General features: G+C 69.8%; 18 protein-coding genes and 5 pseudogenes. 8 read left to right on the top strand and 15 right to left on the bottom strand.

Translation table 11 applies throughout. The annotated features are described in order from the left end of the window. Positions 1-126 precede the first annotated feature (126 nt). Positions 127-1,104: a pyridoxal-phosphate dependent enzyme gene (locus ACKTSN_RS03525; RefSeq protein WP_409467730.1), complete on the bottom strand. Its 978-nt coding sequence runs from the start codon at positions 1,102-1,104 to the stop codon at positions 127-129. Continuing rightward, positions 1,101-1,787: a helix-turn-helix transcriptional regulator gene (locus ACKTSN_RS03530; RefSeq protein WP_409467731.1), complete on the bottom strand. Its 687-nt coding sequence runs from the start codon at positions 1,785-1,787 to the stop codon at positions 1,101-1,103. Before ACKTSN_RS03530 ends, ACKTSN_RS03525 begins: the two co-directional genes overlap by 4 nt. Before the next feature lie 193 nt (positions 1,788-1,980). Between ACKTSN_RS03530 and ACKTSN_RS03535 the strand changes: the two genes are divergently transcribed. From ACKTSN_RS03535 to ACKTSN_RS03550, 4 genes are all read left to right on the top strand, one after another. Beyond that, positions 1,981-2,796: an SAM-dependent methyltransferase gene (locus tag ACKTSN_RS03535; RefSeq protein ID WP_409467732.1), complete on the top strand. Its 816-nt coding sequence runs from the start codon at positions 1,981-1,983 to the stop codon at positions 2,794-2,796. A 262-nt stretch (positions 2,797-3,058) separates the two neighbouring features. Next, entirely contained in the window at positions 3,059-3,568 is a 510-nt protein-coding gene (locus ACKTSN_RS03540) for a (2Fe-2S)-binding protein (RefSeq protein WP_409474727.1), read from the top strand. Between the two features lie 3 nt (positions 3,569-3,571). After that, on the top strand, positions 3,572-4,561 hold the full coding sequence (locus ACKTSN_RS03545; RefSeq protein WP_409467733.1) for an FAD binding domain-containing protein: 990 nt from the start codon (positions 3,572-3,574) through the stop codon (positions 4,559-4,561). Further along, positions 4,558-6,768: a xanthine dehydrogenase family protein molybdopterin-binding subunit gene (locus ACKTSN_RS03550; RefSeq protein ID WP_409467734.1), complete on the top strand. Its 2,211-nt coding sequence runs from the start codon at positions 4,558-4,560 to the stop codon at positions 6,766-6,768. The genes ACKTSN_RS03545 and ACKTSN_RS03550 overlap by 4 nt, the downstream gene beginning before the upstream one ends. 15 nt (positions 6,769-6,783) lie before the next feature. On the opposite strand, the gene ACKTSN_RS03555 is transcribed toward ACKTSN_RS03550, so the two are convergent. Then, positions 6,784-7,992, bottom strand: coding sequence for an FAD-dependent monooxygenase (locus ACKTSN_RS03555; protein ID WP_409467735.1), 1,209 nt, complete (start codon positions 7,990-7,992; stop codon positions 6,784-6,786). A 110-nt stretch (positions 7,993-8,102) separates the two neighbouring features. On the opposite strand from ACKTSN_RS03555, the gene ACKTSN_RS03560 reads away from it, so the two are divergent. Further along, positions 8,103-8,804 carry a TetR/AcrR family transcriptional regulator gene (locus tag ACKTSN_RS03560; protein WP_409467736.1) on the top strand — a complete coding sequence of 234 codons (702 nt, stop codon included), beginning with the start codon at positions 8,103-8,105 and terminating at the stop codon, positions 8,802-8,804. A 61-nt stretch (positions 8,805-8,865) separates the two neighbouring features. On the opposite strand, the gene ACKTSN_RS03565 is transcribed toward ACKTSN_RS03560, so the two are convergent. From ACKTSN_RS03565 to ACKTSN_RS03575, 3 genes and pseudogenes are all read right to left on the bottom strand, one after another. Continuing rightward, a complete protein-coding gene (locus ACKTSN_RS03565; protein ID WP_385515751.1) occupies positions 8,866-9,222 on the bottom strand; it encodes a PRC-barrel domain-containing protein in 357 nt (118 codons plus the stop codon). 426 nt (positions 9,223-9,648) lie between these two features. Then, positions 9,649-9,810: pseudogene (locus ACKTSN_RS03570) on the bottom strand (pirin family protein); the annotation flags it as partial. A 240-nt stretch (positions 9,811-10,050) separates the two neighbouring features. Then, positions 10,051-10,215, bottom strand: a pseudogene (locus tag ACKTSN_RS03575) (LuxR C-terminal-related transcriptional regulator); the annotation flags it as partial. A 1-nt stretch (position 10,216) separates the two neighbouring features. Here ACKTSN_RS03575 and ACKTSN_RS03580 point away from each other — a divergent pair. Next, positions 10,217-10,912: pseudogene (locus ACKTSN_RS03580) on the top strand (MMPL family transporter); the annotation flags it as partial. 110 nt (positions 10,913-11,022) lie between these two features. After that, a complete protein-coding gene (locus tag ACKTSN_RS03585) occupies positions 11,023-11,247 on the top strand; it encodes a hypothetical protein (RefSeq protein WP_409467737.1) in 225 nt (74 codons plus the stop codon). 48 nt (positions 11,248-11,295) lie between these two features. Here the strand turns inward: ACKTSN_RS03585 and ACKTSN_RS03590 are convergent. The 8 genes and pseudogenes from ACKTSN_RS03590 to ACKTSN_RS03625 form a co-directional block, all read right to left on the bottom strand. Continuing rightward, positions 11,296-12,447, bottom strand: a pseudogene (locus ACKTSN_RS03590) (cellulose binding domain-containing protein); the annotation flags it as partial. Further along, positions 12,443-12,949 (bottom strand): annotated as a pseudogene (locus tag ACKTSN_RS03595) (IS256 family transposase); the annotation flags it as partial. The pseudogenes ACKTSN_RS03590 and ACKTSN_RS03595, both read right to left, overlap by 5 nt. Before the next feature lie 85 nt (positions 12,950-13,034). Further along, positions 13,035-14,114, bottom strand: coding sequence for an endo-1,4-beta-xylanase (locus tag ACKTSN_RS03600; RefSeq protein ID WP_409467738.1), 1,080 nt, complete (start codon positions 14,112-14,114; stop codon positions 13,035-13,037). A gap of 64 nt (positions 14,115-14,178) precedes the next feature. Then, positions 14,179-16,401: a glycoside hydrolase family 3 N-terminal domain-containing protein gene (locus ACKTSN_RS03605; RefSeq protein ID WP_409467739.1), complete on the bottom strand. Its 2,223-nt coding sequence runs from the start codon at positions 16,399-16,401 to the stop codon at positions 14,179-14,181. Positions 16,402-16,448: 47 nt separating this feature from the next. Beyond that, the gene (locus ACKTSN_RS03610; protein WP_409467740.1) at positions 16,449-17,285 is read right to left on the bottom strand and encodes a carbohydrate ABC transporter permease; all 837 of its coding nucleotides are present in this window, start codon (positions 17,283-17,285) and stop codon (positions 16,449-16,451) included. After that, positions 17,282-18,271: a carbohydrate ABC transporter permease gene (locus tag ACKTSN_RS03615; RefSeq protein WP_409467741.1), complete on the bottom strand. Its 990-nt coding sequence runs from the start codon at positions 18,269-18,271 to the stop codon at positions 17,282-17,284. Before ACKTSN_RS03615 ends, ACKTSN_RS03610 begins: the two co-directional genes overlap by 4 nt. Positions 18,272-18,276: 5 nt before the next feature. Continuing rightward, positions 18,277-19,611, bottom strand: coding sequence for an extracellular solute-binding protein (locus ACKTSN_RS03620; protein ID WP_409467742.1), 1,335 nt, complete (start codon positions 19,609-19,611; stop codon positions 18,277-18,279). A gap of 125 nt (positions 19,612-19,736) precedes the next feature. Beyond that, complete coding sequence (locus tag ACKTSN_RS03625) at positions 19,737-20,798, bottom strand: LacI family DNA-binding transcriptional regulator (protein ID WP_409467743.1); 1,062 nt, start codon at positions 20,796-20,798, stop codon at positions 19,737-19,739. 672 nt (positions 20,799-21,470) lie between these two features. On the opposite strand from ACKTSN_RS03625, the gene ACKTSN_RS03630 reads away from it, so the two are divergent. Further along, complete coding sequence (locus ACKTSN_RS03630; RefSeq protein ID WP_409467744.1) at positions 21,471-22,895, top strand: endo-1,4-beta-xylanase; 1,425 nt, start codon at positions 21,471-21,473, stop codon at positions 22,893-22,895. Positions 22,896-23,083: 188 nt separating this feature from the next. On the opposite strand, the gene ACKTSN_RS03635 is transcribed toward ACKTSN_RS03630, so the two are convergent. Further along, a complete protein-coding gene (locus tag ACKTSN_RS03635) occupies positions 23,084-23,509 on the bottom strand; it encodes a hypothetical protein (protein WP_409467745.1) in 426 nt (141 codons plus the stop codon). Positions 23,510-23,601: the final 92 nt, after the last annotated feature.

The raw sequence follows: 23,601 nt of genomic DNA on the forward strand, positions 1-23,601 counted from the left end.
CCGGCCGCGCCTGTTGCGGCCGGGGCCGGTCTCCGCCTCCCGCTCCCGTGGGTCGTGAGCGGAACCGGCGGGGCCGAGCCCCTCCCCTTCATCGTCCGCCCGTACGACCCCTGCCCGCCACCTCCCTCACTCGCCTCCCGCGCAGAGCCGCGCGAAGCGGTCGGCGTCGACGTTGCCGCCGGAGACGATCACGCCGATCCGACGCGGGAGCCTGTCCACCCGGCCGGACAGCAGGGCGGCCAACGGGGTGGCGCCGCTCGGCTCGACGACGATCTTCAGCCGCTCGAAGGCGAAGCGCATCGCGCCCCGGATCTCGTCGTCACTGACCAGCTCGATCCCGTCGACGAGCCGCCGGTTCACGGAGAAGGTCAGCTCACCGGGCGTGTGCAGCGCCTGCCCGTCGGCGATGGTGCGCGGCACCGGAACGGCGATCCGGTGGCCTGCCTCGAGGGACCGCTTGGTGTCGTCGCCGGCCTCCGGCTCGATGCCGATCACACGGATGCCGGGATGCATTCCCTTGGCCACCGTGGAGCTCCCGGCGATCAGCCCGCCGCCGCCGACCGGCGTGATCAGCGCGTCCAACTCCCCCACTTCTTCGAGCAGTTCGAGTGCCGCAGTGCCCTGCCCGGCGATCACGTGGGGATGCTCGTACGGCGGGATGACAGTGAGGCCCCGCTCGGCGGCCAGCGCTTCGGCGATGGCGGCCCGGTCGCCGGTGTAGCGGTCGTACGTGACGATCTCGGCGCCGTAGCCGAGGGTGGCGTCCCGCTTGGACGGCGGGGCGTCCTCGGGCATGACGATCACCGCGGTGGTGCCCAGTTCACGGGCGGCGAGGGCGACGGCCTGGGCGTGGTTGCCGGACGAGTAGGCGGCGATGCCGCGGGCCAGCTGTTCGGGCGTGAGCCGGGAGGCGGTGTTGTAGGCGCCGCGGAACTTGAAGGCGCCCACGCGCTGGAAGTTCTCGCACTTGAGGAAGACCTCGGCGCCGACGAGGGCGTCCAGGGTCCGGGAGCGCAGCACCGGCGTGCGGTGGGCGACGCCCTTGAGCCGGGCGGCGGCGTCCCGGACGTCGTCGATCGTGACGGGCGGAGTGGTGGTCGTCACTGGTTGTCCCCCTTGGACGTCGGGTCGGTGGCAGCTCTGGCCTGGGAGAGGTAGCTGTAGGCGGAGGCACGGGAGATGCCGAGGCGGGCGGCGACCTGCTCGACCGCGCGGCGCACCGCGAACACGCCGTGCTCGTCCAGGCTGCGGAAGAACTCGAGGCGCTCGGTGCGGTCGAGGCCGGCCCACGTCTGGTGCTGGCGGAGCTGGTGGGCGTCGAGGATGGCGTCGACGACCGAGTCGATGTCGTTGCCGAAGGTGGTGACCGGCGCCGGTCCCGCCTCGCCGCCGATGCCGGCGAGGGCGCCGAGCAGCGCGTGGGCCTGCCGGACCGCGCCGACGTCCAGGTTGACGCACAGGGCTCCGAACACCGCTCCCGCGGAGTCACGCAGCACCATCGTGGACGACTTGAGCAGCTGCCCGGTACCGGTCCGCGTGACGTAGTTCAGTTCGTCGCGCGCCTCGTCGCCGCGGGCGAGCACCCGCATGCCGATCTCGCTCATCGCCCCGCCCACTGCCCGCCCGGTGACCGAACCGGCGACCGCGACCACCGACTTCTCCGGCTGCCGGTAGTCGTGCAGCACGACCTCGCACACGGGCCCGAAGGTCGCCGCGATGCCATGAACCACCGGGACGAGGGCGCCGATGATCGCGTCCCGCTCGGCGTCCGGGTTGTGTTCGACCACACCACACTCCCTTGGACTGAAAATCCAACGCTGGACTCACAGTCTAAACCGAGGGTTCGGGAGGAGGGCAACGGCAATGGCCGGAAAACGCCGTGGCTCGCGCGAGGCAAGCCCTCCAACCCCGCAGCCTGAGCGGCGAGTTCGCCTACGTTGGTGATCTGATCACCGCCACCAAACTGCAGGAGGCTCTGCCGTGTCGGACTCCAACCCCGAGATCATCGCTGCCGCGCAGACGCGTACCCGGATCGACACGTCCAAGCCGCATTCGGCCCGCTTCTGGAACTACTTCGTCGGCGGCAAGGACAACTACGAGGTCGACCGTGAGATCGGGGACCACATCAAGGAGATCTTCCCCGGCCTCGTCGACGTGGCGGTCACGAGCCGGCACTTCCTGGGGCGGGCCGTCCGCTACCTGGCCGGAGAGCAGGGCGTCCGGCAGTTCCTGGACATAGGCACCGGGCTTCCGACCGCTGACAACACGCACGAGGTGGCACAGCGCGTCGCCCCGGACTCCCGCATCGTGTACGTCGACAACGACCCCATCGTGCTGACACACGCCCACGCCCTGCTCACGAGCACACCCGAAGGCAGGACGGCCTATCTGGACGCCGACCTGTACGATCCCGAGGCCGTCCTCAAGGCTGCCGAGGGCACACTCGACTTCTCCCGGCCGATCGCCCTGATGATCCTCAACACGCTGGGCCATGTCGCCGACTACGACCAGGCGCGCGACCTGGTGCGCCGGCTCATGGCGGGACTCCCGTCGGGAAGTCACCTGGTCATCAGCGACAGCACGTCCACCAGCGAAGGCATGATCGCCGCGTCGGAGGCGTACAACGCGAGCGGCGCAGTGCCGTACTACGTGCGCAGCGTCGAGGAGATCGCGGGCTACTTCGACGGGCTCGAACTGGTGGAGCCCGGCGTCGTCCGGGTTCCCGAGTGGCGCCCGGACTCCTCGGCCCCGGCCCAGCCCGTCGACGCGTACTGCGGGGTGGGACGCCGACCGTAGGGGCCCGGCCTCGCCGCGTCAGGATCCGGATTCAGCCATGTTCGGGTGCCGCGCCCCGTCGGCGTCCCGTCGGTCAGGTCGTGTCAGAGCGCAGGCGGTGGCACGCGCCGTCGACGGAAACACCGAGGTGCGCAGACTCGACCTGACCGAGCTGATCGACTTGCCGGACCCTCTCGGGTTGTCCAGGCTGCTGCTTGTCGGCCACCGAGTCGCCGGCGAAGTGTGACGCGCACTCACCCAGAATTGAGGCGCCATGAAGCATATGGATACCGAGGCACCCCCGACCGGCCAGTCACCGCCGGAAGTGCCCCAGGTCGACGTCACCCTGAACGTGAACGGCACACTCCACCGGCTCCGGCTCGATGCGCGGGTCACGCTGCTCGACGCGCTGCGTGACCACCTGGGCCTGACCGGGGCCAAGAAGGGGTGTGACCAGGGTGCGTGCGGGGCCTGCACGGTGTTGGTGGACGGCAAGCGTGTGGTGTCGTGTCTGGCGCTGGCCGCGCAGTACGAGGGGCGTGAGATCACCACGGTGGAATCGCTGTCGGTCGGCGGGGAGCTGCATGCCGTGCAGGCGGCGTTCGCCCGGCATGACGCGTTCCAGTGCGGCTACTGCACGCCGGGGCAGATCATGTCGGCGGTCTCGCTCATCGCCGAGGGACGGGCGAACTCGGAGGAGGACATCCGTGAGTTCATGAGCGGCAACCTCTGCCGCTGTGGCGCCTATCCGAACATTCGCGCAGCGATCCGCGACGTTGCGGCGGGGGGTTGATCCATGCGTCCCTTCGACTACGTCCGGGCCACCGACGCCGAGCAGGCTGTCGCCGTGGTCAGCGCCGATCCGCGCGCGTCGTTCCTGGCCGGCGGCACGACGCAGCTGGACCTGATGAAGGACGGGGTCCTCGGACCGGAGCGGCTCATCGACATCACCCGCCTCCCCCTCGGCGGCATCACGCACACCGACTCGGCGATCCGGGTCGGGGCGCTCACGACGATGGAGGAGCTGGCCGCCGATCCCGTCGTCGGGGAGCGGCTGCCGTTCGTGCGGGAGGCTCTGCTGCTCGGCGCCTCGACCCAGCTGCGCAACATGGCCACCATCGGCGGCAACCTGCTGCAGCGAGCCCGGTGCCGGTACTTCAGGGATCCCACCGTCGCCGCCTGCAACAAGCGCAACCCGGGCTCCGGGTGTGCCGCCATCACGGGCATCCAGCGGATGCACGCCATCCTCGGCACCAGCGACCACTGCATCGCCCTGCACGCCTCGGACGTCGCGGTTCCGCTGGTGGCGCTGGACGCCGTCGTCCACGTCCGGGGGGCGAACGGAACACGGTCGATCCCCCTGACCCAGTTCTATCTCCCGCCGGGCGACACCCCTCACATCGAGAACGTGCTGCAGCACGGCGAGCTGATCACTGCGCTCGAGATCCCCCTGCTCCCCGAGACCGCACGGTCGCACTACCTGAAGGTCCGTGACCGTGTCTCCTACGAGTTCGCGCTGGTCTCGGCCGGCGTGGCCCTGGTGATCGAGGACGGTGTCGTTCAGGAGGCGCGCGTGGCGCTGGGCGGGGTCGGCACCGTCCCCTGGCGATGCTGGGACGCGGAGGGCGTCCTGCGGGGGGCCCGGGCGGGCGCCGACGTCTTCCGCACCGCGGCGGAGGCGGCCCTGGAGGGTGCCCGGCCGCTGCCCGGCACCGCGTTCAAGGTGGAGTTGGCCAAGCGCACCCTCGTGCGCACGCTCGAGACGGTTGCAGGAGCAGCATCATGACGACTCTCGAAACCGGCACGGTCGTCGGGGCGGGCCTGGACCGCGTGGACGCCCCGCTGAAGGTGACCGGATCGGCTCATTACCCCAACGATTTCTCCTTCCCCGCTATGGCGCACGCCGCCCTGGTGGGCAGCACCATCGCCGCGGGGCGCATCCGCGGCATCGATGTGACCAGGGCCCTTGCGGCGCCGGGTGTGCTGGCCGTCATCACGCACCTGAACGCGCCGAAGCTGGAACGCGGCCCGATGACCCTGCTGGGCGGATCGCCTCCGGCTCCGCTGCAGGACGACCGCGTCCTGCACTACGGGCAGCACATCGGCATCGTGGTGGCCGAGAGCGCCGAGCAGGCCCGGCACGCCGCACGGCTGGTACGCGTCGAGTACGAGCCGGCCGAGGCCCTGCTCGACGTGAACGATCCCCGCGCCGAGATCGTCGAGAACCCCTGGGGGCTGGACACCGAGCGCGGTGACGTCACCGCCGGATTCGCCCGGGCGGACGTCGTCGTCGAGGAGACCTACACCACCCCCGACAACACCAACAACCCGCTCGGTCTGATGTCCACCGTCGCGTACTGGCACGGGGACGCGCTCACCGTGCACGACTCCACGCAGTGGCCGCACAACGTGCGTGCCTCGCTGGCCACGATTTTCAAGGTCCCCGAGAGCGGCGTCCGCGTCCTCGCCCCCTTCGTCGGCGGCGGCTTCGGGGCCGGGCTGCGGGTGTGGTCCCACGTCATCCTCACCGTGCTGGCCGCCCGCGAGGTCGGGCGCCCGGTCAAGCTGGTGCTGTCCCGGCCGGAGATGTTCACCTCCGTGGGGCACCGGCCCAACAGCGTCCAGCAGATCAAGATCGGCGCCACCCGGGGCGGGGACCTCGTGGCCATCGAGCACCACGGCATCTCGTCGGTGGCGATGGAGGACGACGACTACGAACCGGTCTCCTTCGGTTCGGCCGTCTCCTACGCCTGCCCGAACGTGCTGACCCGCGACCGGCAGGCCCGGCTGAACATCCCCTGCCCGGGCTCGATGCGCGCGCCGGCCGAGGGGCAGGGCAGCTTCGCTCTGGAGTCCGCCATCGACGAAGTCGCCCACGCCGTCGGCATGGATCCCCTCGAGATCCGCCTGCGCAACTACGCCGAGGAGAACCCGGTCCTCGGCCTGCCCTGGTCGAGCAAGGCGCTGCGGGAGTGCTATCTCGAGGGCGCCGAGCGGTTCGGCTGGTCGCGGCGCACCCCGGAACCCGGCTCCATGCGCGACGGCCGCTGGCTCGTCGGCTACGGCCTGGCCGGCGTCTCCTACCCGTTCTACCAGGTGCCGTGCCAGGCCCGGGCCTCGGTGCGCCACGACGGCTCGGCATACGTGCGCAGCGCCGCCACCGACATCGGAACCGGCACCTACACGGTGATGACCCAGCTGGCGGCCGAGCTCCTCGGCCTCGACGTCGCCCGGGTGCGGTTCGACCTCGGCGACTCCGACATGCCCTACGCGCCCCAGGCCGGCGGCTCCGGCCTCACCGGCGCCCTCGGCAACGCCGTCCACGCCGCCTGCCGGCGCCTGGTGCGGGAGTTCCTCGACGTCGTGCGCGACGACGCCGAATCCCCGCTGCACGGCGCCGCGCCCGACGACGTGACCGTCACCGACGGGCGCATCCACCGCATCGGCAATCCCGCACAGGGTGAGACCTACACGGAGATCCTGACCCGTCACGGCCTCGAGGAGCTCAGCGCCGACGGCCGGAGCACCCCCCCGCAGGCCGAGGAGCTGGGCATGGCGCTCTCCGGCGCCTTCGGAGCCAAGTTCGTCGAGGTGCGCCTCGACCCCGAACTGGGCCTGCTGCGGGTGGCACGGGTCGTCTCCGCGATCGACGGCGGGCGCATCCTCAACGAGAAGACCGCCACCAGCCAGATCATCGGCGGCACGGTGGGCGGCATCAGCCAGGCGATGTTCGAGGAGACGGCCACCGACCAGGGCACCGGCCGCATCGCCAACGCCACCTTCGGGGACTACCTCATGCCGGTCAGCGCCGACGTTCCCGACATGGAGGTACTCTTCATCGGCGGACCCGACCGGGCAACCGCCGTCGGCACCAAGGGAGTCGGCGAAATCGGCCTGGTCGGCCTGGCCGCGGCCATCGGCAACGCCGTCTTCCACGCCACCGGCCGCCGCATCCGCTCCCTCCCGATCACCATCGACCAGCTCATGCTCTGAGGTCTGACGGGCCGGTCAGGCCGCGGCGATGTCGATCAACTTGTCCTGGAACTTCCTGGCGGTGAGGGCCTTCATCGCCCGCTTGCCGACCGGATTGCCCAGCAGGTTCTGCGTGAGCGTACGGGTCGCCTTGTCCCGGGGTGTCTGGGGAACGAACATCACCAGGTCCTTGCGGCCGATCTTCTGGTGGGTGGCCATGAAGGGCCGCAGCTTCTGCTCCCACTCGCGCAGTGCCCGGGCGGGGTTGCCGGGGTTGCGCTGCAGGCTGGTGCCGAGCAGGTCGGCGCCGGCCAGGGCGGTGGACGCACCCATGCCCGAGTAGAGGGTCAGGCACCAGGCCGAGTCGCCGAGCAGGACGACGCGGTCGGTGTGCCAGGTGGGCATCCGTACCTGGTGCGTGGAGTCGAAGAGGAAGTCATCGGCCTCCTCGAACTGCTGGAGGAGGTTCTCCAGCACGGCTCCGGTCGGTTCGGGGCCGAAGGCGCGGCGCAGTGACTCGATGGGCGGGCGCCGGAACTCGGCGTCCTCGTCGTCGGTGCGGTAGTTGAACAGCACGGTCGGCTGGTGGTCGGCGAACGGGAAGACCCAGGCGGAGCGGCCCGGCTCGGCGAGGACGAGGCCGTCGGTGGGCCGGTACCCGGGTACGGGGCTCTTGAGGACCGTGGCGCCGATGATGTGGTGGAGGGGCTGGAGGTAGTCGGTCTCCGGACCGAAGGCCAGGCGGCGCACCGTGGAGCGCAGGCCGTCGGCCCCCACGACGAGATCGAACCGCTCGGTGGTGTCGACGGTGGCGCCCGCTGTCATACGCAGCGTGACGTCCACGCCCTCGGGACCCTCGTCGATGGCCAGCGGCGTCGTGGCGAAGCGCATCTCGGCCAGGGGCTCGACGGCGTCGTAGAGGGCGGCCTCGACGTCGCCCCGGAGGACCAGGCTGGGGGAACCGGGCAGGTCGCCGTAGCCCAGGCCCGGCCGGCGACGGCGGCCTTCCCGGTCGATGTCGTAGGTCGTGCTCGTGACGTCGTACCGGTTGCCGATGGCGTCGAGCACACCCAGCCGCTGCGCGGCGGCGCGGCCGGTGCCGAAGAGCCCGATGAAGTATCCGGAGGCACGGCGTTCGGGGGCGCGTTCGACGAGCAGGGTGTCCCAGCCGATGTCGTGCAGGCGCAGTGCCGTGGCCAGGCCTCCGATGCCCATGCCCACGACGAGGGCGCGCGGCTTGTTCATGTCGGTCCTCTCCTGTGGATGCCGAGGTCACCATTATTGACTGCTAAAACGCTAACAGTCAAAAACCTGCCAAGGCAGCTACCATGCAGGCAGGCGAGAGGAGAGACGGCGTGGCACGTCCGGCACAGGACCGAGCGGAAGCGATCCTGGCTGCGGCCAGGGCACAGTTCCGTGAGACCGGCGCGGAGCGCACGACGGTCGACGACATCGCGGCTCGCGCCGGCGTCGGCAAGGGGACGGTCTTCCTCTACTGGCCGTCCAAGGCACGCCTGCGGGATGCCGTTCTCCAGCTCGAGCTCGCCGGGCATTTCGCCGTGCTCGCGGACGACCTCCGCAACGATCCGTCCCTCCTGCGTCTGGGCACCGTCATCCGGCGTGAGATCGCGGCCGGCCTGGACAACCCGGACATGGCCCCGCTGCTGGCCGACCAGCCCATTGGGTCGCCTGGCCGCTTTGAGCCGCCGACCCGGGCGCTGTACCGGGTTCTGGCCGTCATGCGCGCCCACCATCTGGTCCGCGAGGTGGCCGATGACGAGATCGTCATGGGGATCGAGGCAGTCCTGGGTGGTGCACTCGTGAGGGGTTTCGCAGATCCCGATGGGCGAGACCTGCTCCTGGACGCCGTGGAGCGCCTCGTGTCCTCCAGCTACGACCGCGAGGACGTCGACCAGGGTGCCGTCGAGGCGGCGGTCCCCGAGGTGGTCGACGCGCTGGAAGACGGCATCGACCAACTGGTCGCCGCCGCCGCGCCCGACCGACCGACCACAGCCCGGCTCAGACCCCGGCAGCGCCCGGCCACCACCCGAAGCTGACACCGGCCACCGCCGGTCACCGCACCATCGGGCGAGTGCCTCCTCGGGTGTGGCGGCCGGTTCAGCGGCGTGCGAGTTGCCGCTCGCCCTTGGTACCGGGGCGGTAGGTCATGCCGTAGTGGTGGAAGATCGCTGGTTCGTCCTCGGCGGGCAGTACGCCGTCCGTGCCGATGGACGGAGCTTTCCGTACCTGCCCCTTGGTGTACGCGACCTTGAGGTAGTCCGGGCCGACGATCGCCTCGTCGAGCGGGACGAACACAAGGCGCTGGCGAGTGGGCAGCCCCGTCCGGACAGTGGCCATGGCCGGTTCGTCGGTGGTGGTGTCCACGTAGACCGCTTCCAACGCGCCGATCTTGCGTCCCTTCGGGTCGACGACGTCGTGGTCGCACCATTCACGGATGTCGGCTGGCTGAATCATGCGCTCCGCTCCCTGGACAGACCGTGGTCGCAGTGGCCGCCCACGGCAGCAAGAGCGGCTTACGAGCCCTGGACGGTCACCCTGCGCTCTCCAGCCTGCCCCGGTGCGCCGTCGGCTGCCACGCGGCAACCGCGCTGCGAGTGACCGGGCCCGAGGGCCGGCCCGCCGATCCGGAACGACCGACCCCGGCCCGGGACAGCAGGTCACCGCTGACACGCTGCGCCGGCTCCCGGCCGAGACGAAGCGGTACCGGGAGATGTGATCCCTGGCCGGTACGGGCCAGGGATATGGCAGAGGCTGGGAAGCATCATCGGCGACGTTCCCCGGCGGGCTGAACCTGGGTCCGGCAGGGCCACCTCGGCGAGTGCGGGCGCGGCACCGTGCCGGAACACGACGCAACGGGTCTGGAGCAAGCCCAGCCGCAGGTCAGCGGACCCTTCCCCGTGGCTTCAGAGGTGTCGGCGGCAGCTCCGGGACCGGCAGCGGAGCCCCGTCGTACCCCTTGACCTCCCCGAACCGGGTACCGGTCATCCAGTCCTCGCGGGCCTGTGCGATCTCCTCCTGCGGCCGTCCGATCCAGTTCCAGAACCCCTGCATCGGTCGACGTTGTGCCAGGTCAGAGCCGTGCAGATTCCTCAAAGTCAGCAAAAGTCAGCATCAGAGCGCTCGACAGTCAGACCGATACATGCCACATTGCCGGCCCGTCTCGCGTTGCTGACCTGCATGTTCGCGAGATCGGTGACGTGGTGGCAGGTCGTCCGCCACACGTTGTGGCCGAACTCGCCTTCCACGAGTTGCCGATCGGTGGGAGAACTGTTGTACGGGTGGCTAATCTGCCAGCCAGCCGGGACTGACCATTCCGTACTCGTAGGCGAGGACGACGACTTGAGATCTGTCCCGTGCTCCGAGTTTTGCCATGATGCGGCTGACGTGGGTCTTTGCTGTCAAGGGAGAGACCACCAGGCGCGCCGCGATCTCGTCGTTGGTGCATCCGGACGAAGGCACCGTCGACCTCGTGCACCACCTGCGCGACGACGTGGCCCCGCCCCTGGAACACGACACCGGCGCGGACATCCTGGTCGGCGGCGGCACCGCGGCATCGCAGGACGTCTCCGAAACACTCGCCAACCGCCTGCCCCTGTTCGTCGCCGTCGTCGTCGGCGTCTCCTCACTCCTCCTGCTGCTGGTCTTCCGCTCCATCTGGATCCCCGTCAAGGCGGCCGTCCTGAACCTGCTGTCCATCTCCGCCGCACTCGGCGTGATCACCCTGGTCTTCCAGCACGGCTGGTTCGGAGCACAGCCAGGACCGGTCGAAGCGTTCATCCCCGCACTGATCTTCGCGATCGTCTTCGGCCTGTCCATGGACTACGAGGTTTTCCTCATCTCGCGCATCCACGAAGAATGGACACGCACCAAGGACCACTCACACTCCGTTCGTGAAGGACTGGCCTCCACCGGCAAGGTGATCACCGCGGCCGCCGCCATCATGATCGTGGTCTTCGCCGCCTTCGTGCTCAGCTCCGACCGCATGCTCCAGCAGTTCGGACTCGGCCTCGCCGTCGCGATCCTGCTCGACGCGGTGGTCATCCGCTGCCTCATCGTCCCCGCCGTCATGCAGATGCTCGGCAAGTGGGCCTGGTGGCTACCCGCGGTGTCCATCGAACGCCCCGATCACGGCTCCTCGGTCTGAGGGCTGAGGGCTGAGGCGCAGCTCCGTGCGTGCCGGGGACTGCCGCCGGTTTCCCACACCGCATGGCCCACCATCTGTCGGCGCTTTGCCCAGTGGAGCGGGGGTCGGGCATGGGCCCGGCCCCGTCGTCGCAGCCCTCACCCATCGTCTGGGACTATGTCAACTCCGCCTGCCGTCCCTACGACCCGTGGCTCGCATACGGTCAGTCCAAGACCGCCACCGTCGTGCGACTGCTGATGCTCGGTGGAACGCAGGACGCTGATGCGGGCTTTACGTCGGCGGTCAGCCTCGGGGCGATCATGTTCGCCGCGATCTCGCCGAAGTACGTCCGATGAGGCCCGGCCGGGGTGGCTCGCCTCCACGTCCCGCCTCGGTCACCGCGCTCAGCCGCAGGCAGTGCCGTTGAGGGTGTAGGTGTTCGGCGGGGTGGTGTTGCCGGTGTGGGCTGCCTGGAAGCCGATGTCGACGGAGGCGTCGGGGACGATGGTGGCGTTGTGGGCGACGTTCCTGGCGGTCACCCGGCCGGAGGCGGGAGAGTAGTCCGCGTTCCAGCCGGAGGTGATGGTCTGGCCGTCGGGCAGGGTGAAGACGAGGGACCAGCCGGCGATCGCCGTGGTGCCGGTGTTGGTGATGGTGATGCTCGCGGTGAGGCCGGTGTTCCAGGCGCCGACGGTGGTGGTGACCCGGCAGGTCGCGGTCCCCGGTGGCGGGTCGGAGGTCTGGAACTGTGTGAAGAACTTCCATACCTCCGCCGGCAGCCAGGTCCTGGAGCCGCTGTCACCGGGGGCCCCGTCCTGGGGAGCGGCGATGTGTCCTTCGTCGAACGCGGCCCAGACGACCGGATGCCCGGCCGAGCAGCCGGAGTAGGTGGTGATCCGGTGGGTCAGGCTGCCCGGTGCCGGCTCCGGCGGGTTCTGGGGGGTGCAGCCGTTGTTCCTGACGAACCTGTCCCGCATCGCCCGTCCGCCGGAGATGCCGAGGACGTTGTCCCTGAGGCCGTGCACTCCGAGGTAGGCGATGGGCTGGGTGCCGCCGCTGCATCCGCTGAGCTGCCCGCCGCTCTGCACCGCGACCGCGCGGAAGACCGTCGCGCGGGAACACGCCAGGGCGTACGACATCGCGGCGCCGTAGCTGAAGCCGAGGGCGAAGCGCTGTGTGGTGTCGACGCACAGGTCCGCCTCGATGCGCCTGAGCATGTCGTCGACGAAGGTGACGTCTTCGCCGCCGGCGTTGGCCCAGCCGTTGTTGAGGCCCTGGGGTGCGACGAAGACGGTGCTGTTGTTCGCCAGTCGCTGCAGCCCGTAGTAGGCCCAGGTGCCCGTCTCCACGGTGCGGCCGGTGGCGACGTCGGTCGAGGTGCCGCCCAGCCAGTGGAACCCGAAGACCAGCCGGTAGGGCCGGCTGCGGTCGTAGCCGTCGGGGATGCGCAGGATGAAGGTGCGGTTCTTGCCGTTGGTCTGGATCGTGTGCGTGCCGCTCGTCAGGGTGGGGGTTTTGCCGCAGCCGGAGCTCGGGGCGGCGGTGCTGACGGATGCGGCGGATCTCGGTGTCGAACCGCAGGAACGGAGTGAACTCCTCCCACGCGTTCTCCCACAGTTTCACGATCGCCGGATACTTCCGGCCCCAGGCATCGGCGAACTCCGCGAACCGGTCCAGGGCGGCCTCCTCGGTCGGAGCGGTGTAGACAGGCTTGAGCAGTCTGGCGATCTTGTCCCAGTCCTGGCGGGCGGCATAGCGGAAGGAGTTCCGCAACAGGTGGACCACACAGGTCTGCACGATGGTGCGGGGCCAGACCGTCTCCACCGCCTCGGGCGGGCCCTTGAGCCCGTCGCAGACGAGCATCAGCACGTCGTTGACACCGCGGTTCTTGATCTCGGTGAGGATGTGCGGCCAGTGCTTGGCACCCTCACCGCCGTCGCCGGCCCACAGGCCCAGGATCTCGCGCCGATCCTCGGTCGTGACGGCCAGGGCCACGTAGACGGGCCGGTTGGCGACCGCGCCGTCGCGGATCTTCACGTGGATGGCGTCGATGAAGACCACCGGCGTCCGACAGACATGCCGCCGCGAACTCGGCGCGGGCCCGTGTGACGTTCGGGCGGGCCGGGCGAAGCAGCCCTGACGCCTACGGCCCGGCCGCCGTGAGCGCGTTGCGGATCGCGTCGTAGGCGGGCTTGTGCCTCAGGTTCTCGTCCCAGGGCAGGGCCGCTCCCTCACCGGGGAAGACCGCGGGGATCCACGAGTGCCGATCCGTGTAGCCCCACAGGGTGATGCCCACACAGCGCCGTACGGCCAGGCAGGCGTCGGTCACCTGCCCGTACCAGTCGGCCTGTTCGGCCAGCTTGGTCTCATCGGAGGGCAGGATCATGCGGATGTCGAGTTCGGTGATGGCGACGTCGACGCCGAGGTCGGCGAAGCGCTGCAGGTTCTCCTTCAGGCCGCCGGGGAAACCGTACTGGAGGGCGAGATGGCCCTGCAGTCCGAACCCGTCGATCGGGACCCGCTCCTTCTTGAGCTGCTTGATCAAGGTGTAGTACGCATCCGACTTCGGGCCGAGGGCCTCGACGTTGTAGTCGTTGAGGTACAGCTTGACCTTGGGGTCGGCGGCGCGGGCCCAGCGCAGGGCGTCGGCGATGTAGCCGGGGCCGAGGGTCTTGTAGAAGATGTTCTCGCGGTAGGTGCCGTCCTCGTTCATGATCTCGTTGGCGACGTCCCACGCGAAGACCTTGCCCCTGTAGTGCTTCACCACCTTCGTGATGTGGTTCTTCAGGATGGAGCGCAGTTCGTCGGCGGCCCAGGTGCCGGAGGTGAGCCAGTCCGGGAGCTGGGAGTGCCACAGCAGGGTGTGCCCGCGGACCTTCAGGCCGTTCGCGCGGGCGTAGTTCACGATCTCGTCGCCCGCGGTGAAGTCGAAGACCCCGCGCTGGGGTTCGGTGGCGTACCACTTCATGCCGTTGCCAGGGGTCGTCTGGCCGAACTCGGTGCCGAGCAGGTCGGCGAACTCGGTGTCGGCGAGCTCCGGGTTGTCGACAGCGGCGCCGAAGTAGCGACCTGACTCACGGGCCAGTTCGTGCAGCGTCTTCGTCGCCTTCGCGCCGTCGGTGCCGGCCTGGGCGGTGGGCGCCGCGGCGAGGCCGAGCAGCAGGGCCGCGGACGCGGCGAGCGCGGCGGATCCGACGCGGACACGGCGTGCGGGTGTGCGCATGGTGCATCTCCTCAACTGTGGAATGAGACGGTGCAGTTGCTGTGCGCGGAGCTGGTCTGTGGGGTCACTTCACACGAAGCTCGCAGCGCATCCGCCGCTCGTGCCCGACCTCGCGTACGGGGCCGGTCAGGGTGAGCGGCACGGTGTGGTGGACGTGTTCGCTGGATGCGGCGACGCGCAGTTCGAGGGCGCCTGGTTCGACGACGCGGCGGCCGTCGGCGCCGGTGTACGCGGCGAGGTCGGCCGGGAACGTGGCGTGGACCTCGGCGGACGCGCCGGCGTCGAGCGTGACGCGGACGTAGCCGACGAGCCGGACCTCGGGGCGGGCGACGGTGCCGACGGGGTCGTGGAGGTAGAGCTGGACGACCTCGGTGCCGGGCCGCTCGCCGGTGTTGCGGACGGTGAGACGCAGCGTGGTCTCGCCGTCGGTGGGCAGTTCGGGGGCGTCGCACTGGGGGGTGTCCCAGGTGAACGTCGTGTAGGACAGGCCGTGCCCGAAGGGGTAGAGGGGCGTCGGGTCCACGGTGCTGGGGAAGCCGTGCCGGCCGAGCGGTGGGGCGAGGTAGGGCGCGGGCTGGCCGCCGGGGGTGCGCGGCACGCCGAGCGGCAGCCGTCCGGACGGCTCGACTCGCCCGGACAGGACGCCCGCGACGGCGCCGCCGCCTTCCTGCCCGGGGAAGAACGCCTGGACCACGGCGGCGGCCCGGTCGGCCCAGCGACCGAGCGCGTAGGGCCTTCCGCTGAGGACGATGATGACGACCGGCACGCCGGAGGCCAGCGCATCGTCCAGCAACTCCGCCTGGCCGTATGGCAGTTGGAGGTCCTCTGCGTCGCATCCCTCGCCCGACGAGCCGCGCCCGAACAGACCCGACCGGTCCCCGACCACGGCCAGGCAGACTTCGGCCGCCGCCGGCTCGTCGACGAACACGGCGCCCGGCAGCTCGGCACGCAGCGCCTCGCCCAGTGTCGGGACCTCGATCCCGGTCGGCAGTTCGGGATGGTGCACGCCCACGTGCCGGGGAAACGTGTAGCAGCCCAGCATCGCGGCCTGCTCGTCGGCGAGCGGACCGAGCAGCGCGATGCGCAGGCCGTCGCGCAGCGGCAACACGCCGGAGTCGTTGGCGAGCAGGACGACCGACTCCTCGGCGACCTTCTGTGCCAGGTCCCGCATGTGCGGGGGGTTGAGGTCGACGGGCTCTCCGCCAGTGACGGGCTCCCAGTCGGGGTCGAGCAGCCCCAGTTCGCACTTCTGGGTGAGGACGCGCAGCGCGGCCCTGTCGAGCAGATCTTCGGGGAGCGGGTCCGCGGGGCTGAAGCAGCGGGCCGCCGGCAGTTCCACGTCGACCCCGGCCGCAATGGCGAGCCGTGCGGCCTGCTGCTCTCCGTCGGCGACCCGGTGCGCTTCCTCCAAGAGCGAGACGCCGTAGTAGTCCGAGACCACGGTGCCGGTGAACCCCCACTGCTCGCGCAGGAGCCCGGTGAGCAGCTGGGTGTGGGCGTGGGCGGGAAGGCCGTCGATGTCGTTGTAGGCGGGCATCACGGACCGGGCGCCGCCGTCGCGCAACGCCATCTCGAACGGCGGCAGGATCACGTCGGCGAGTTCGCGCGGGCCGAGCGAGGCGGGCGCGTGGTTGCGGGCGGCGCGCGAGGCCGAGTACCCGGCGAAGTGCTTGAGCGTGGCGACGATCCCGGCGGTCTCGAGGCCTCGCACGTAGGCGGTGCCGATGGTGCCGACGAGGTACGGGTCCTCGCCGATGCACTCCTCGGTGCGGCCCCACCGCGGATCCCGTACGACGTCCAGGACCGGCGCGAGGCCCTGGTGAACGCCGACCGCGCGCATCGACGTACCGATCGCCCGGGCCATCTCGGTGATCAGCTCGGGGTCGAAGGTAGCGCCCCAGGCGAGCGGCGTGGGGAAGACGGTGGCCTGCCAGGCGGTGAACCCGGTCAGGCACTCGTCGTGGGCGATCGCGGGCAGCGCGAACCGGTTGCCGGCGCGGATCAGGCGTTGCAGTTCGGCAAGGCGGGCGGCGCCCTCGGCGGGGTCGACGGGAACGGTGCCGAAGGGGCGGGTGAGCTGGCCCAGGCCGTAGGGAAGGAGCGCGTCGAGGGCGGCGCTGCGGGCCGCGTAGGTGTGCTGACCGGGTGCGACGTCGGCCCCTTCGGTGTCGGCGCCGATCCAGACGCTGGACAGCTGGGCGGTCTTCTCCTCGGTGGTCATCCGGGCGAGCAGGTCCGCCGCCCGGACGTGGGCGGGCAAGGTGGTGTCCTGCCATGGCTCGACCATGGAACTCCTCAGGTGTGGTGCTGGTAAGGGGGTGGCCTGCGCGGGACTCAGCCCTTGGTGGCGCCCATCGTGATGCCGCCGATCAACTGCCGTTCGGCGACGGCGTAGAAGGCGAGGGCCGGCACCATGGCGAGGACGAGATAGGCGAAGACGCGGGCGATGTCGGTGGCGTACTGGCCCTGGAACTGCTGGACGCCGATGGGGATCGTCCACCAGGTCTGTTCACTGAACACCAGCAGCGGAAGAAGGAAGTTGTTCCAGCTTCCGACGATGGCGAGGATCGACACGGTGCCGAGGGCGGGCCGCGCCATGGGCAGCAGGATCCGCCAGAAGAAGCCGAACGCCGAGCAGCCGTCGAGGGTGGCCGCCTCCTCGAGCTCTCCGGGGATCTCCCGGAAGAAGCCGCGCAGGATGACGATGGTCATGGGCAGGCCGAACGCCGCCTGCGGCAGGATCACGCCCCATGGGTTGTCGAGCAGCCCGAAGGTGCGCAACAGGACGAACAGCGGCAGGATCGCCACGGCGAACGGGAACATCAGCCCCGCGGTGAACAGGGTGAAGAGCAACTCCCGGCCGCGAAAGGCGAATCGGGCCAGCGCGAAGGCGGCGAGGGCCGCGGTGCCCACGGTCAGTACGGCCGTGCCGACCGCGATCAGCGTGGACGAACCCAGCATGCGCCAGAACGAGCCGGAGGCGAGCATATCGGTGTAGTTGGACGTCACCCACGGCGAGGGCAGGCCGAAGGTGTTGCGGGAGAGCTGATCGGTGGACTTGAACCCGGACACGAACGCGTACAGCAGCGGCGTGACCATGACGACGCCGACCAGCCACACGATCACGTACAGCGGTGCGGAGCGCAGCCTTCTGCGCGTGCCCGCGCTCATCGGGAGGCTCGCATGGTGGTGAGGGCTCCTTCGGTGTCACGACGCAGCACGGAGCGCTGGTAGACGAGGGCGAAGACGAGGCTGATGAGGAACATGCCGATGCTGATCGCGCTGGCGTAGCCGATCTCGAAGCGCTTGAAGCCGTACTGGAACATGGTCACGGCCATGGTCTCGGAGTGGTGGTCGGGGCCGCCCTGTGTGACCACCCACACCAGGTCGAAGAGCTGGATGGCGCCGATCACGGAGAGGAAGACGCTGATGCGGATCGTCGGTCCGAGCAGCGGCAGGGTGATGTGGCGGAAGCGCTGCCAGGGGCCCGCGCCGTCGATGCGGGCCGCCTCGTGCAGTTCGGCGGGAATGCCCTGCAGTCCGGCCAGGTACAGCATCATGTGGAAGCCGAAGTACTTCCACGTCATGACGAGGAACAGGGTCGGCAGTACGTGGTCCTGGTCGGCGAACCACAGTCCGCCGAGGCCGTCGAGGCCGACCGCGCCGAGCACGTTGTCGGCGAGCCCGTCCTCCGGCGCGAAGATCATCGAGAACAGGACGCCGGTGATGACCTCGGACAGGACGTACGGGGCGAAGAACAAGGTCCGGTACAGGGCCCGGCCGCGCAGCTTCTGGTTGAGCAGCACGGCCATGCCGAGCGCGAACGGCAGCTGCACGCACACCGAGAACAGCACGAGCAGCAGCCCGCGCCACAGGTCGCCCAGGAAGACCGGATCACGCAGGAGCCGGCTGTAGTTGTCGAGGCCGACATAGTCCGAAGGGGAGCCGAAGCCGCCCCAGTTGAACAGGCTGACGTACAGGGCGTACAGGATCGGGGCGAGCACGAGCACGCCGAACAGCACCAGGGCGGGCAGGGTGAAGCTGAAGGCGGTCAGCCAGTCGACGATCCGACGGGCCCGCGACCGGCCCGCTCCGGTGTCCGGCTGCTTCGGTGCAACGGGGGCGGCCGCGGGGTCCTTCACGTACGTGGAAGCCATGGCGGTCACTGGCTCTTCGCGACCTGGGTGACCGAACGGGCCACCTGCTCGGGCGACTTGGATCCGGCGATCAGGGCGGCCACCGAGTCGTTGATCTCCTGTCCGACGGCGGGCGGGTACGCCTGGTCGAGGTAGAGCTGGAAGCCGGTCGCCTCGCCGAGGGCGTCGGAGACGAGCTTGAGGTTGGGATCGGTCAGGGCGCTCGTGGCGTCCTCGACGACGGGCATCATCGAGCCCTTCGACACAAGAATGCGGTCGGACTCGGCCGACATGAAGAACTTCAGGAAGTCCACGGCGGCCTTGGGCGCGCCCTTGCGCACCGCGTAGCCGCCGCCTCCGCCGAACACGTCGGTCTGCGCGCCCTTGCCTCCGGCGACGGCGGGGAACGAGAAGAACCCGAGGTCCTTGCCGATGCCCTTGCCCGCGTCGGCCTGGACGACGGGCGCCCACTGGCCCATCAGCTCCATCGCCGCCTTGCCGTTGCCCATCGCGGCCGCCTCGCCGGTGGGCGTGGAGTACGCGGCGCCGAGGAAGCCCTTCTGGAACGGCTGGAGCGCGACGAGTTCCTTGAGGTGCTCGCCCGCCTTGACGAAGTCGTCGCCGGTGAAGTCCTTGGCGTCGGCGGCCGCCCGCATGCCGTCGATCCCGGCGATCCGCATGGCCAGGTACGCCCAGTAGTACATGCCGGGCCACTTCTCCTTGCCCGCGAGGGCGATGGGGGTGATTCCGGCGCTCTTCAGCTTCTTGACCGTGTCGAGGTAGTCGGCCCAGGTGGCGGGCGGTGCCTGGATCCCGGCCTCGGCGAACAGGGCCTTGTTGTACCAGAACCCGACGGCGCCGATGTCGAAGGGCATGGCGTACGTCTTCCCGTCGAATTGGTACGCCTTGACCGACGCCGGCACGAGCGTGTCGGTCACGGAGCTGGTGGAGGACGTGAGGTCCTCCACCAGGCCTGCGTCGATCTGCTGCTTGAGAACGCCGCCGCCCCACGTGTGGTAGATGTCCGGCAGCTTTCCGGAACTGGTCAGCGCCGTCATCTTCGACTTGTAGGCATCGTTCTCCATCGTCACGAGCTTGATGCGCACATCGGGGTGCGCGGCCTCGAACGCCTTCGCCCGCTCGGGCCAGACACTCTTCGACGGCTCCGTGGTCTGGATGTTCCACCATTCCACGATGGTCCGGCCCTGGCTGTCGGTGCTGGAGGACCCCGAGTCCGAACAGGCGGACAGGCCGGCCGCCCCCAGGCCCGCCGCCGAGACGGTCCCCAGGAACCGGCGGCGGGACAAGGAGGAGGACGAGGCGCCGAATACGGAAGTGACGGCTCGAGCGGAGGCTGACATGGCACACCTTCCGGAAAATTTCCGATAACTATGAGGAGATGGCCATGGAAGTTACGGGCATGTAAGGGGGGTGTCAACGGCCTTGACAAAAAAGGCCGTCGACACACCCGGAGCGGTATCTTCCGTTATGCGCGGCGTGGCGGTGCGGTGCTCGCGCGGACCACCAGCTCGGTCGCCAGCTCCACTCGCGGCGAGGCCGGCTCGACGCCACGCGCGAGGTCGAGGAGCATCCTGGCGGCCAACTTGCCCATGTCGGAGAGGGGTTGGCGAACGGTCGTCAGCGGAGGCGCGCACCAGCGCACCTCAGGCAGGTCGTCGAAGCCGACGATGCTCATGTCCTCCGGCACCCGAAGCCCGCGCCGCCGCAGCGCCTCGATCGCTCCGAGCGCCATCTGGTCGCTCGCCGCGAAGATCGCGGTCGGCGGTTCGTCGAGGTCCAAGAGCTGTCCCGCGCCGGTGAATCCGGACTCGTGGTAGAAGTCACCGGGCACGGTCAGGGCGTTGTCGACCGCCACTCCGGCCACGTCGAGCGCCGCGCGGTAGCCGTCGAGCCGGGCGCGCGAGCACAGCAGCCTGGGCGGTCCCTCGATGAACCCGATCCTGCGGTGTCCGAGCTGGAGCAGATGCTCGGTCGCGGCCATCCCGCCCGTCCAGTTGGTGGCGCCCACGGTCGGCGACTCGGTGGCCGGCGAACCGGCCGGGTCGATCACCACCAACGGCACACCCAGTCGGCACAGTTCGTCGTGGATCCCCGGTTCGAGCACCGAGGTCACGAGGATCACGCCGTCGGAAGGGCGGGCCCGCAGATTGGTCATCCACTGCCGCGCGGACCCCGCCCGGTCGTGGATGGCGGAGAGAACCGTGCCCACACCGGCCTCGTGCGCGACCTCCTCGACGCCCCGGATGATCTCGACGGCCCAGGGGCTGTCCAGATCGTTGAAGACGAGGTCGAGCAGGACCGCCCGGGTGCCGGACGCGGCCGGGCGGCGACGGTAGCCGTGCCGGTGCAGCAGGTCCTCGACCCGGGCACGGGTGGCGGGCGAAACGTCCGAGCGCCCGTTGACGACCCGTGAGACGGTCGGCACGGACACCCCGGCCTTCCGCGCGATCTCGCTGATCGTCACCTTCGGCGCCCCCTCCGGGCTCCGCGTGCCTGTCTTGCGCTGAGCGCCTTCCCCGGCCACCATCCCCACCTCCCTGGCTGTACGCCCGGAAAAACTCCGGGCACCTTCCGGAAACCGTAGGACATGCCGTCGGCCGCCCGCCGGTCGCCCCCGCGCTTCCGTCCGACCGCTCGAACATCCCCATGCACTCCGTGACGTCGCGGAGCGTTCAAGGTGCCGCTGACCACTATGGGTACGCCGCTTCCATGGCGGCTGTCCCGCTCACACTTCCCCGGCGGACGTCGGTTGAGCAAGGCCTGCAACTCACGGCCGTGCCCACCGCTCCATGAACCGCAGGGTACGGTCGATGTCCGCTGGGACCTGGTCGCGGACGGCCTTCTACAGACGACGAAGAACAGTCGGGTCGGACCGGTCGGCTCCCAGGGTTCCCAGCGCTCGACCACCGTCGGTCGGCTCCTCAACAGCAGGCGCGGGAGCGGGCGATGTCCGGCGGGGCAAGGCATGCCACATCCGCTCGGGTGAGCTGTGAGGTGCTGCGTACGCCGCCCCTGGCGCGGAGGCGGAGGCCGCGGCGTCCACCACTGCGGCGACGATCGCCTGCCCCACCGGTACTTCTGACGCCTCGAAACTTTTGCCAGGGGGGATGATGCGTGCGCGAGCGGCTGCCTGTCTTGAGCCAAGAGCCAACTGTGACGAGTGCCGCGCGAACCGTTGACGGTGACTCAGGTCACCCGTATGGTCTGCGACGCCATTCGGAAATGTGACCGAAACTTTCGGAAGAGGGAGCATCAGACGGCCACCCGCACGTCCATCCGCAAGGCCCCCCGACGAACCGCACGCACCACCCTGGTCCTCGGTCTCGCGGGCCTGCTCGCCGCAGCCGGCGTCACCGTCGCGTCCGGAACCGCCGAGGCAGCGAGCACGCTGGGCGCGGCAGCCGCCGAGAAGGGCCGCTACTTCGGCACCGCCGTCGCGGCGAACCACCTGGGCGAAGCGCCGTACGTCTCGACGCTCAACACCGAGTTCAACTCGGTCACGCCGGAGAACGAGATGAAGTGGGACGCCGTAAAGCCCAGCCGCGGCTCGTTCAACTTCGCCAACGCGGACCGGATCGTCAGCCACGCCCAGAGCCGGGGCATGAAGGTCCGCGGCCACACCCTTGTCTGGCACTCCCAGCTGCCCAGCTGGGTCGGCAGCCTGGGCGCCACCGACCTCAGAACGGCGATGAACAACCACATCAACCAGGTCATGGGCCACTACAAGGGCAAGATCCACTCCTGGGACGTCGTGAACGAGGCCTTCCAGGACGGCACCAGCGGAGCCCGCCGCAGCTCACCCTTCCAGGACAAGCTCGGCAACGGCTTCATCGAGGAGGCGTTCCGCACCGCCCGCGCCGCCGACCCCGCCGCCAAGCTCTGCTACAACGACTACAACACCGACGGCGTCAACGCGAAGAGCAATGCCGTCTACAACATGGTCCGCGACTTCAAGGCCCGCGGCGTGCCCATCGACTGCGTGGGCTTCCAGTCCCACTTCAACAGCGCCTCCCCGGTCCCCGCCGACTACCAGGCCAACCTCCAGCGCTTCGCCGACCTCGGCGTCGAGGTCCAGATCACCGAACTGGACATCGAGGGCTCCGGCACCGCCCAGGCGAACAGCTACGGCAACGTCGTCAAGGCCTGCCTCGCCGTCACCCGCTGCACCGGCATCACGGTCTGGGGCGTCACCGACAAGTACTCCTGGCGCGCCTCCGGCACGCCCCTGCTGTTCGACGGCAACTACAACAAGAAGCCCGCTTACACGGCCGTACTGACCGCGCTCGGCGGATCCGGATCGGGCGGCGGAGGGGGCACCGCGTCCTGTTCCGTGACGTACAGCAAGCAGGAGGAGTGGAGTGACCGCTTCAACGGCAGGGTGACCGTCACCGCGGGCAGTTCGGCGATCACGAGCTGGACGACGACCGTCACGGTCACCCCGCCGCAGAAGATCTCCGCGACCTGGAACGGCACGCCCACCTGGGACAGCTCCGGCAACGTCATGACGATGCGCCCGAGCGGCAACGGCAGCCTCGCCGCCGGGGCGTCCACGAGCTTCGGCTTCACCGTCATGAAGAACGGCAACAGCGCGGCGCCTGTGATGGGTTCCTGCACCGCGTCCTGACGCACGGCACCATCAGCCCGGCGCGGCACCACCACGCCGGGCCGCTCTGCCGGGACCCGCAACATCGCCATCACTGGTACCGGCTGGAGTGCTCCGTACTCCCAGCCTGCTGGTCACCACCGCGCGATGCCGGCGAAACCGGCTGCGTAACCCTGCCATGACACAACCACGCCAGTGCCGGGAGCGGTTCAGGCGTCGAAGCGCCGTGCCTCCACGAGGACCGCCGCTCCGGGTACAGCGCGGGCGCCTGCACGCCGACGGTCTCCAGGAGGTGTCCGGCGAGTTCCACCCTGTCGCTGTTGAAGGCGGACGCGGCCGGGCGGGGACTGCACGCTGGTGGCCGTCTGGACGAGGGCGTAGACCGCGTGGGACCGGTCGGTCATGACGACGCCGTGCAGCCACAGGGCGGGGTCCGGGTGGTCGCCGTGGACGACCGTGCCGGAGTGCAGCAGGGGCCGCAGCCGCTTGTACGCTGTGACCCACTCCGCGAGCCGGGCGCGGCCCTCGGTGGAGGCGAGGGTGAGGTCCCACTCGATGCCGGAGTGGCCGAACAGGGCCGTTGCCGCGCGGAAGTCGAGGGTGTGCGCCCAGCCGGTGGTATGGGCGACGGGCACGGCGACATGTGAGCCGAGCAGTCTCGGGCGGCAGCAGGAGCCCGGTCGAGCGCTGGATTTTGGCGTTCCAGGACGTCGACGCAGTCGCTGGT

Origin of the sequence: Streptomyces flavusporus (genome assembly GCF_046267975.1) — a bacterium.
Taxonomy (GTDB): domain Bacteria; phylum Actinomycetota; class Actinomycetes; order Streptomycetales; family Streptomycetaceae; genus Streptomyces; species Streptomyces flavusporus.